The organism is Corynebacterium sp. ACRPQ (assembly GCF_022347225.1).
Taxonomy (GTDB): domain Bacteria; phylum Actinomycetota; class Actinomycetes; order Mycobacteriales; family Mycobacteriaceae; genus Corynebacterium; species Corynebacterium tuberculostearicum_D.
In genome coordinates this window covers 1-9,840 of sequence record NZ_JAKRNF010000032.1, presented here as the reverse complement: position 1 = coordinate 9,840, position 9,840 = coordinate 1, and the positions used below count along the sequence as shown (strand labels likewise).

General features: G+C 54.8%; 10 protein-coding genes and 1 pseudogene. 3 read left to right on the top strand and 8 right to left on the bottom strand.

Annotated features, from left to right (window positions below):
- The 5 genes from MHY24_RS12195 to MHY24_RS11830 form a co-directional block, all read right to left on the bottom strand.
- Window positions 1-112 (bottom strand): ribbon-helix-helix protein, CopG family (locus MHY24_RS12195; RefSeq protein WP_367398064.1); only part of this gene is annotated, 112 nt, incomplete at its 3' end.
- A gap of 147 nt (window positions 113-259) precedes the next feature.
- Window positions 260-3,610, bottom strand: coding sequence for a MobF family relaxase (gene mobF / locus MHY24_RS11845; protein WP_239230885.1), 3,351 nt, complete (start codon window positions 3,608-3,610; stop codon window positions 260-262).
- 433 nt (window positions 3,611-4,043) lie between these two features.
- Entirely contained in the window at window positions 4,044-4,664 is a 621-nt protein-coding gene (locus MHY24_RS11840) for a hypothetical protein (RefSeq protein WP_239230881.1), read from the bottom strand.
- Window positions 4,664-4,879 (bottom strand): hypothetical protein, encoded by a 216-nt coding sequence (locus MHY24_RS11835; protein ID WP_049064010.1) that lies wholly within the window; start codon window positions 4,877-4,879, stop codon window positions 4,664-4,666. Before MHY24_RS11835 ends, MHY24_RS11840 begins: the two co-directional genes overlap by 1 nt.
- 164 nt (window positions 4,880-5,043) lie before the next feature.
- The gene (locus tag MHY24_RS11830; RefSeq protein ID WP_239230878.1) at window positions 5,044-6,507 is read right to left on the bottom strand and encodes a replication initiation protein; all 1,464 of its coding nucleotides are present in this window, start codon (window positions 6,505-6,507) and stop codon (window positions 5,044-5,046) included.
- A 417-nt stretch (window positions 6,508-6,924) separates the two neighbouring features.
- On the opposite strand from MHY24_RS11830, the gene MHY24_RS11825 reads away from it, so the two are divergent.
- The 3 genes and pseudogenes from MHY24_RS11825 to MHY24_RS11815 all read left to right on the top strand — a co-directional run.
- Window positions 6,925-7,467, top strand: coding sequence for a hypothetical protein (locus MHY24_RS11825; protein ID WP_239230874.1), 543 nt, complete (start codon window positions 6,925-6,927; stop codon window positions 7,465-7,467).
- 22 nt (window positions 7,468-7,489) lie between these two features.
- Complete coding sequence (locus MHY24_RS11820; RefSeq protein ID WP_005530995.1) at window positions 7,490-7,663, top strand: hypothetical protein; 174 nt, start codon at window positions 7,490-7,492, stop codon at window positions 7,661-7,663.
- A 169-nt stretch (window positions 7,664-7,832) separates the two neighbouring features.
- Window positions 7,833-8,450, top strand: a pseudogene (locus MHY24_RS11815) (transposase); the annotation flags it as partial.
- Between the two features lie 131 nt (window positions 8,451-8,581).
- Here the strand turns inward: MHY24_RS11815 and MHY24_RS11810 are convergent.
- From MHY24_RS11810 to MHY24_RS11800, 3 genes are all read right to left on the bottom strand, one after another.
- A complete protein-coding gene (locus MHY24_RS11810) occupies window positions 8,582-8,848 on the bottom strand; it encodes a hypothetical protein (RefSeq protein WP_239230872.1) in 267 nt (88 codons plus the stop codon).
- Entirely contained in the window at window positions 8,845-9,435 is a 591-nt protein-coding gene (locus tag MHY24_RS11805) for a ParA family protein (RefSeq protein ID WP_070455422.1), read from the bottom strand. The genes MHY24_RS11810 and MHY24_RS11805 overlap by 4 nt, the downstream gene beginning before the upstream one ends.
- 129 nt (window positions 9,436-9,564) lie before the next feature.
- Window positions 9,565-9,840 (bottom strand): ribbon-helix-helix domain-containing protein (locus MHY24_RS11800; protein WP_367398063.1); only part of this gene is annotated, 276 nt, incomplete at its 5' end.

Here is a 9,840-nt window from a genome sequence, read left to right as displayed (position 1 = left end):
AGAAACCACGACTGCGTCCGGTGCGAGCGCACAGTGTGTCTAGGCGTTCAATGATGTCCTCTGGCGTGCGTACAGATACCACGCGCCCGGAGGGGTGGGGTCCTTGAACCATTGACGTAATCCCTTCCCCTGCCTGCCGTAAACATTGTTTACGTACTGTCTTTGGCAGTCCTACTCTTTTTCTCGTGAGCGTTATTTACTTTTGTAAACATTGTTTACCATAGGTTCGACATCGACGAAGGGGGACGCAGATTTTTCGTTAAAGCTCTGGCCCCTCGCCCTCTGGGACGTTATCCAACCAGTTGTCTTGGTCGTTGTCGTAGTCGCTATCTGCGGCGGCGTGCTGGTGGAACCGGGCGAGCATCGCTTCATCTGCGGTGGTACTAATACCGAGTGAGTCGAGGAAGTCCATCGACCGTTTCAGTCCTTCCTCATTCCGGCGCTGGGTGTTTAGCTCGTCTAGCTCGGTCTCAAGCTGGCGAATCGGATCAGTGAAGCTGTCGCGATAGTCCACGGCCTGGTCATAGGATGCAGCTACCTTGTCGCGCACGTTGATTGCTTCGTCTAGGAGGGCCTGGTCATTGTTGCCGTGGCGTAGCCTGCCGAAAAATCCCCTCGAGTTCTTCGTGTCCTCGAACTCGCGCACTACAGCATCTTGCTTGGAATACTGCTGTCCGAGCTGTTCAACCTGCTGGTTAGCCTGGTCGTACTCACCGCGCAGCGTCTCAAGCTGATTGTTTACCCGTTCTATCTCGGCATCGATACGCTCCACGGAGTCATGGGACGGTGTAGCGCTGTACTCGTTGCCTGATTCCGGTTCTGGCACCTCATCGGCGTTGTTGGCCTGGGCGCGAGCATGGAAGTCAGCAAAGCGCGCTTCGCGTTTAGCGGCAAAGCTGCGCATGTACTTACCCATTTCGGTGCCAGCAAACGGGTTATCGGTATCCGTTTGGGAAGGCTGGTTGACCAGTTTGGTCAGCTCCCAATCCTGCTTGGCTTGCCCAAACAGCGCCTGGGGCGTTTTATCTCCTTGCTCGCGCATTCCTGCGGACACCAGCAGGTCGCGGGCGTATTCGGCAGACTCACGCCGTGCGACCTGATTGACCTGGCCGTGGCCGGTCTCGGTGTCTCCTGGCTGGGTCTCGGCGATATAGAGGAAGTTGCCCTCACGCCCACGAGTCATCGGCACATAGACACTGGCCTTGTCCAGGTTGCCAACCCCTGCCACCACACGGGCGACATCGACGGTTGCGCCTTGGGAACTATGACCAGTAGCGGCGTAGCCCAGTTGGGTGTGTTTATCGAGGTAGTCGCGGTTTAGTGTCACAGTGGCTAAATCATCATCACACCGTCGGGCCGTAATGGAACCGTCTTTCCCGATGAAATCAACGACCCAGCGTTGACCATTGCGGACAACATCGCCGTTGCTGGTCACCAACTTCGCATCGTTGCGACGAGTCAAAATGACGTCACCAACACCGGCTGTCAGCCCATCAGACAAGCCCAGGCGGTGCTCCGGGTTAATCTCGCCGCGCTCGGCGCGAATCTTCTGCGCCGCAGCATTCAGCGCGGTGACCTGGTCGCGGGTAGCAGCAACCAGCAGCGACTGCTTTCCTGCGGCAGTATCATCGCGCCACCCAGCCAACGCATCGTCCATCATTGCCGTAACCGATCCTGCGTGCAGGCGCTTGTTCTGCATGTACCACTCGGCGGCACGAGAAACGTCTGCTTCCTCGCCACCACGCAGCCACTTCGATGCTTCACGCTCACCCGCATCACGCTGGCGGAACACCTCGCGTAGCTCCACGGCATCAGGCAATTCATGGGACAAGGTAGCCAGCAGGCCAGAGCGGGCCTTGACCGCCGAATACTGTTCCGGGTCTCCCACAAAGACCACGCGCGCGCCGGCAGCAGTGGCAGTCTCCAGCACACGGATCGTATCGGGGTTAGACACCATACCGGCTTCATCAACAACCACAACGGTGTCCCGGTTCCAGCCCAGCTTCGCCGCTGTATGCTCCGGTGTCAGATCGTCGGTGCCAACAAAAGCGCGCGCAATCGTCATGGACTCATCGGCCACATTCTCACCGACCATCATGTCAGCAGCCTTACCCGTAGGAGCTAGGCCTACGACGTGTTTACCGGCTTGATTCCACGCCTTGTGCGCGGCCTTGAGCGAAGAAGTCTTACCGGCACCAGCCGGTGCGACCACCACAGAAGCCAGGTAGTCAGAGCCGACAACCGCGCGCATAGCATCAGCCTGCGCAGGCGAAAGCTCACCCTCAACCGGTTGAATCGACTCGGCGGTAACCCCGCGCTCCACGCGCGCGGTAGCCATATCAACGCCACGTTCAACCTCGTCGACCACCTCGACAGTGGTGTACTTCTGCGAACCTTCACGCTGGGTATTATCCAGCTCGCGGGACTTCTCCGGGGTCACCGACCATGTACCGTGCGCAGCCAACGCAGCATCAACCAACCCCTCAACCGTGACCGTCATATCCTCCGGGGATATGGCACCGGGGCGGATAAGTTCTGCTGCTTTTTCGGCAACATCAGCGCGGGTAAACGTGGAGCGTTCTGCAACAACCGCGCTTAAAATCTGGGCTGGTTTCGGCAAGAAATCCTCACCCACCGCGCGCGCTGGCGCTTCATTGTTTGGCACAAGTCCGGCCACAAACTCACGCACCTGCGCGCCGTGTTCAGCACGTGCCCACTCGGTTTCTAGCTCGTCTAGTGGGGTCTCGGTGTCCTTGGTACGCCGGGTGATTTTCTGCGCGATACGCTCATAGGCCGCACGTGTTTCAAGCCCGTTCTCGGCCTGCCACTGGTCGATTTCACGCGCCCTGGTCGAGTACGACGCAATCAATTCTGGGTCATCAAGACCGACAATTTCAGCGCATCCGTTAACCACGTCGCCGAACTCCACACCGAGTTTCTGGCTCAAGATTTCACGCACCGTGGCTTGATACACCATGCCTGCCGCGCGCGCCTCATGGTACAAACTCACCCCATCGAGCGTGCGAACTTTGCCGTCGCGGCATAGCTGTTTGTTGGCCAACAACACGTGTGAATGCACATGCGGGTCGCCCGCACGTGAAGTGCGGTGCTCGTATTTCACGCCCGAAATACCCGCCAACTTTTCAACGACAAGACGTTTTCCGGCAGGCTCTTTTACTTGCTTTCGCGTGTAGCCAGCATGCTCCGACAAGTAATCCAACGCCTGACTTACAGCCGCCTGGTGGGCCTCATCGACGATGCCACGCACGGCAGAATCTGCACCCATACCCCACAACAAGGAGACAGATTTCGGCGCACAAAACGTCAGATCGAAGCCTGGAACACTATCCTTTCGCGGAGCATTTCCAAGCCCCACACCGCTCGGAGCGACCGCCTTATTGAACCAATTCTCGACCGTTTTTCCCGACACAATCGCACCGTTGTCGGCGCCTAAAGACGCCGAAACGTCTGCCACGTTTTCTCCTCGAAGCCACGCCGAAGCCGGTTGCTTTCCGTCCTCGGAATAGTACGAATCCGGCCCCCGATTCTCATCAACCGTGGACTGATAATAGGCCACGGAATGCGCACCCATCTTCGCGATAGTCAGCACTCCGACACCTCCTGTCAATCACCACGGCGACCACCTGGACACCCCATTGAGCAACTTGTTGCAAATGTACCATGAAACTGGGCGCGCCAGTGAGCGTAGGTCGTGGTCAGGGGGAGTGAACACCTGTGAGCAGATAGCAGGGCGCTTGTGTCAGGCAATGCGCCGGCGCATTCGCGTATCAGTATGAGCAACAGAGCGCGCTCAAACGTTAGGGCGCGCACGCGCAAACGAGTACCAGGACGTGGCAATCAAACGAGGCTAGGAAGTCACGTAAGCGTGACTTCCTAGCAGCAAAAAAGGAACCCTAGAGCCTTCTACTCAGCTCTAAGGTTCCTCAACTGTTTTCTTCACGAGCACAGCATGAACAGACTAAAATTCATTGTCCTCTACCTGAACCGTAGGAGAGTCAAATTCCCCAAAACGCTCGAAGTAGTTAAACGTAGTGCCAGACAATTCCACCCATACAAGAAACTGCTGCCATTAAACCAATCCGACGGATAACAAATTTCACTGCCGTTCGCCAGGACGTCAACTGAACAAGAACATCTTCTCCAAGCGCTTTCCAGGTTGTCCCTCCCCCAGCACCTACGCCTAGACATGCCCCGACTACAGCCTTAATTTCATCGTGTACAGAGTAAGTAGTAACTGCACCAGCACCATCGGACGAGACGTTATCCGTATCATTCAATTTCTGAATAACGTTTCCATTTTTGTCGATAGCGCCTGTAGTCCCATCGTCATAGTAACGCAAGGCAACTGTAGAGTCCGGTAAGGTTCCCCTTCCAGCTTTAGCGAGACCCCCGTTAGCTTGTTTAAGCTCATCCGACGAAAGTTCTTCACTCTTACCCGGACCAGTGCCTTCTCCTAGTGACGTTTCTTTCGCCCTATCTCCCGCGTAGCCACCAGACTGACACTCTTCAAATCCAGCACCAGCCTTGGTGGACTCGGAAAATTGACTTTCCGTTTGGGCCATTGCTACGCCCTGAGACAAAAGCGAAGCTGCGGCGAAAGCTGTAGCCACACCTAACGTCAAAGCTTTATTTTTGATAGCCACTATTTACCCCTCCTGGAACGACGTATGATAAATCGGGATAAAGAACTTATCGCTAGTGCTACAAAAGATCCCACGATCATCGGAATCCACTCCCCGAAACTATCCCCAAGGACGGCATCAGGCATCATTTCACTGATGATAGCGACGGAAAGAACAAGAGATACGACAAAGACTACGGCAGGAACAATCAATATAGAGTTTCCTTTTTTGGCCATAGCATCTCCTTTCTATACTCCCGATTTATCAGTAAGATTAGCATAACTTTCTACACTGCGCAGATCCTAGAGCGCTCACTTTTCCAGGAGAGGTTTCTTCACGTGAGGTTTTATCCAACTGCCTAGCGGCAGGGGAACCGTATATTGCTTATGGCGTGACACATTTATTTTGGTAACTTAGTCCGTCCTCTGGGGAGAGATATACCTGCCATCCTTAAAGCCCGGTTTACCGTCGGTCTCGATACACCGAACTCTTCCATAGCATCAGGAATAGACGGGTATTGACCGGTCTGGCCAAAGGTATCAGCAAAGAAAGCTGCGATTCTGAATGCGTTACTCTTTCCTGTGGCAGTACGTCGATTATTCGCAGCGGACAAAGTCGCACGGCGTTCCTGCGCATATTTGCCCTCGGGGTCTGTTTTCCAGCGTTCTGCTGCTTTCTTGCCGCCTCTGCGGCCCATGGTGGCTAGTGCTTTGCGTTCGCTGCTGGTGGCTTTACCTGGCGCGTTAGAGCCGCTGTAGGCATCGCTCTTGGACTGGGTGACATACCCGCGCACGCGCCTAGCCATGGTCTGGCGGTCGCGCATCGGCGGCATCTCGTTGTCGCGGCCTGCTCCGCCGTGGGCTTGTGCGACGTTGTAGGCGTGCTCATAGGCATCAATGATTGCTGCATCCGTCAGACGTTGACCTTGCTGGCGCAAGCGGTGACCGGTCTTAAGTGCGTGTCTAAAGGCTGTTTCGTCGCGTGCTGCGGTTCCTTGGGCAATCCAGAGCACGCGCACACCGTCGATAAGCTCCGGGTCGTACTGGTCAAGACCACCCGAAATTTCTGCATCCACGTCCTGGGCGAGAGCTTTAAACGCCTGGGCTTGCTCACGGCGGGTCTTGACCGCGTTAATTAGTTCCCGGCCCGAGGAAAATTGCTGGCGCGGGGCAGGGTTGAATTGGTCATGTCCTGCCATATCCCTCACCTGCTTTACTAAGTCTCCAAGACGCATCACCCGATTGTGCTGCCTGTACCAACGATAAGCCGTAGGAGCCTTACCTGTATAAAACGGATTACGGCTAAACCGATGGGAAAAGTGCGGGTCATGGTCTAAAAGCTCCCCCAGTACGCGCGTGGTTGCTGCCAGCAGTTTCATCTGCGCTGATTTACCGCCACGGTCAGCAAAGACCGGGTCGATAAGCCAGATGAACTGGGCTTTACCGTTCGTGGGGTTGATTCCTACCCAGGCCGGCCCGATGTTGTGGGTGATAAGCGAGCGCACCACGCTACGTACATAGGGGTTTAAGTCCGCAGGGTCGCCGCCGGCTGTTCCTATCTGGTCAACGTCTACGACCAGGACGGCGGCGTACTGCTTGGTGGTGAGCATGGCGTACTCGCACCGTCCTAAAGCATCGGTGTCGAAGCGGTACATACGCGGCGAGTTCGTACCGTCAGCGTTGCGTCGATAGGCCTTTTTAAAGTCTCGTGTGACTGAACCGTGGAGTACATCGCGGCCTAGATGCTCGCGTAAAAGGTCGCGGTCGCTGGCTGATGCTGGGGTGTTATCCAGCCCGCCGCGGTCTGGTTCGACGCGGGTAGGTGTTTTAGTGTGCGCATTCTGCGCATGAGTCTGTAAACTCATAACCGTGCTTTCTCCCAGGTGTGTGCTGGGTGATAAGCGAAAGTCATCGGGTTGCCGCCCGGTGGCTTTCTTCGTTTTCGTATTGTCTCCCACCGAGCCTAAATGACACCGGTGTTATTTACTAGCCATGACACGCGAAAAATATGCCTTTTACCTGCGGTTACGTATGGCTTGCCATATGGCAAGCCATACGTAACCGCGTTTCAGCTGCACAGGGCTGTCTGCGCAGATTTACCCACAAGGAAGAAGCCCCAGGTTAGCCTGCGCATATTTACCAATACGCGGACTTGACCCAGCCAAGTGTTTTCTCACGTGAGGTGCGATAGATCCCCTCACACAATTCGTCAAACTATTGTCCACAATTTGGACAGTATGTAACCTCGGAAGTGGTTCGGCCCTCTAGAGATTTGGAACACTATGAAAACTCAGTCAAAAGCACTAACGTCACTAGCTTCCATAGCTATCCTTTTTGCTAGTCAGGGACTAGCCTCCGCTGCAGAAAAGGACGATCCTACAACCCCTCAAGAGTTCCAAGAACAGACCGTTGCGGAAGGATCAGTCACCCCGGAGGTTCTGGATCAAGCTTTTGAGGAACTGATCAACTCGGATGTTCCCCGAACGGTAAATGATGATTCCACTGTAACCTTCGACCTCGAGCACATGGATCTAACGTTAAGGGATCCACATGCCATCACTCCCTATGTGAGCGGAGGGAAAGAAATCGGGGGATTCTGGGTAGAGTTCACCCCTCTTGAGCAGGATATGCTCATCAGCGGAACGGGGTTTGCCCTAGGAACCGGCATCTGTGCCATTCCCGGTGTCGGGTGGGCTGCCTGCACCGTCATTGAAGCCGTCATCACTGGGGCAACAGTAGTCCTTAGCCACCACAAGCCCTGCAATGATCGCTTAAAAGTCCATTACGGGTGGAACGGAAGAGTCCGTGGCCAAGAGTGCGTTTAACGATCAAGTGTGAAGAGGACTAATGAACAGACATAAAATATCTCCCAATGCGATTGTCGTTGCACTATTTGGGCTGGCAATTTCAGGTTATGTCGCCATCACAAACAAGTCGATCCTCGGATTTTTCATCCTCATACTGCTCACTATAGTTGCAGCGGTACTGGTCAATCGCGTCAAAAACAATCATCAGGAATAACCGGTGAGTAAAGTCGTCTGCCGGCGGTTGTGTCCGTTAGCGTGGTGTACGAGTTAGTTCCTGTGATGGGCCCGAGGACAAATAGGGCGACCATCATGGGTACCTTTCGAATCAACTTCAACCTATCCTCGAAAGGACGCCACCCATGATGGCCGCTGGCCCTTAGGCTATCGACCCGACCGTGTATCTCGAACAGCTACTCACCCAGGCATTACCCGATCTGATGCGTGAGATGCTCGGTGATTTCATCAACCAAATTCTACCTGCCCAAGCCGATACTGCCTGCGGCGCTTTCTACGGCACCACCAGCGACAACCGCGTCAACCACCGCAACGGCTACCGCCACCGACTACTGGATACACGGGTCGGCACCGTCCATGTGGCTATCCCGAAACTACGCCACGATTCCTTCTTTTCTGACTTGCCGTTAGAACGACGCACCCGTACCGAACGTGCCTTAACCACCGTGATCGCCACGTGCTATTTAAAGGGTGTGTCTACCCGCAGGATGAACGCCCTGGTCGCCACTCTCGGCATCACGAACCTATCGAAGTCACAAGTTAGTGAGATGGCCAAAGACTTGGATTCGATGGTGGAGGATTTCCGCACCCGGCCACTAGATTCCGGCCCGTACTACTAGCTGTCGTGCGAATCGCTGACGATAAAAGCCCGAAAAGGCGGATGCGCGGTCAAAACGAGTGTGCTGCTAGTAACCGGTGTCAACGATGACGGCTACCGGGAACTGTTAGGCATGCACGTAGCTACCGCTGAGTCCACCGCTTCGTGGACTTGACCCAGATTTACCCGCAAGCGTGCGCTGATTTACCCATACGGTGGCGAATTATCCAGAGCAACAGGGATACAGCAATACAGTAATACAGGCTCTGTAAACCTGTATTGCTGTATGCCTGTAAACCTTTATTTATTGCTGTGAACGTATTCTTCCAGGTAGGTGCTAACAATCTCGCGGATGGTCACGCCTTTTTGGGCGGCGATGACTTTAAGTTCTGCGTGAAGTTCGCGGTCGATTTCAATGGTCATCTTCTTGACGTAGTCGCGGCCGGTGGGTTGGTGGAATGCGCTTCGCACTGCTTTCTTCTCGGCTGCTGGGGTTAGCTTCGCGGCTTTTTTCGTTGAGGTTCGCGGGCCTTGCTGCGCCCTGGCGCGTTCTTTGCTGGTGCTCATTTCATCATCTCCATGAGTTCGTCGGCGACGTGGTCGTATCCGTGCATGTCTGGGCCTGGGCAGTATCCGAACGCTAGGTGCATATCTTCGCGTAGCGGTATTTCGGTTTTAAAGTGCGGCATGTGTTCTTCATCGAGCGCTTCTCGTGCCGCGTCAAGGGCGCTGGTGCCTTTCCTGGCGAACGTCAGTAAGACTGCATGAGGTGTTCCGTTGACTGCGTCGCGCAGCTCCCATACTCGGGAGAGGTCGGCAGCAGCAGAACGGGTCGGAAGAATGATGAAGTCGCTGACTGCGATTGCCGCTTCGATAGCGTTCTCATCTCCTGGCGGCACGTCGATGAACATGAACTCATCGTCTCCGACGAGCGCTGCTTGCCTATCGACGCGCTTGGGGATGGACAGCTCAACCTCAAACGGCAAGGGGCTTCCTCCATCCTCTGCGCGTTCAGACCATTCCAGTGCCGAGCCCTGCCGGTCTAGGTCTGTGACAGTCACGGTCTTTCCTCGGTGGGCGAAAACCGTGGCAAGAAACATCGTTGTGGTGGTCTTGCCAACGCCACCTTTGGCGTTAATGGCGGTAATGATCATGGCTTCTCCTAGGTGGATAAATCATTGCCCCTACCACTTTACAGGTTTAAGTAAATACTGCTTTACAGGTTTACAGTACTACATCTTTACAGGTGCCTGTAAAGGTAAAAGCGCAGGAAGATAGCGCTTTTAGTTTTCTTTATCGTCAGACTCGGCAGAAAGTCCAGCAAGCATGATGCGGTAAAACTCGTTTTCAATGCTCTTTTCTTCGAAGTCCGCAGCGACGTGTTCCCAGTGGTATTCCTCCAATTGGGGCAGCATCGCTGTTACTGCCATCTTGAGGTAGAAACCACGACTGCGTCCGGTGCGAGCGCACAGTGTGTCTAGGCGTTCAATGATGTCCTCTGGCGTGCGTACAGATACCACGCGCCCGGAGGGGTGGGGTCCTTGAACCATTGACGTAAT

What these genes read in the sequence shown, in the direction of transcription:
- MHY24_RS11820 (WP_005530995.1), top strand. Translation starts at nt 7,490, where the DNA reads ATGAACAGACATAAAATATCTCCCAATGCGATTGTCGTTGCACTATTT.
- MHY24_RS11835 (WP_049064010.1), bottom strand. Translation starts at nt 4,879, where the DNA reads ATGGCCAAAAAAGGAAACTCTATATTGATTGTTCCTGCCGTAGTCTTT.
- MHY24_RS11830 (WP_239230878.1), bottom strand. Translation starts at nt 6,507, where the DNA reads ATGAGTTTACAGACTCATGCGCAGAATGCGCACACTAAAACACCTACC.
- MHY24_RS11825 (WP_239230874.1), top strand. Translation starts at nt 6,925, where the DNA reads ATGAAAACTCAGTCAAAAGCACTAACGTCACTAGCTTCCATAGCTATC.
- MHY24_RS11805 (WP_070455422.1), bottom strand. Translation starts at nt 9,435, where the DNA reads ATGATCATTACCGCCATTAACGCCAAAGGTGGCGTTGGCAAGACCACC.
- MHY24_RS11810 (WP_239230872.1), bottom strand. Translation starts at nt 8,848, where the DNA reads ATGAGCACCAGCAAAGAACGCGCCAGGGCGCAGCAAGGCCCGCGAACC.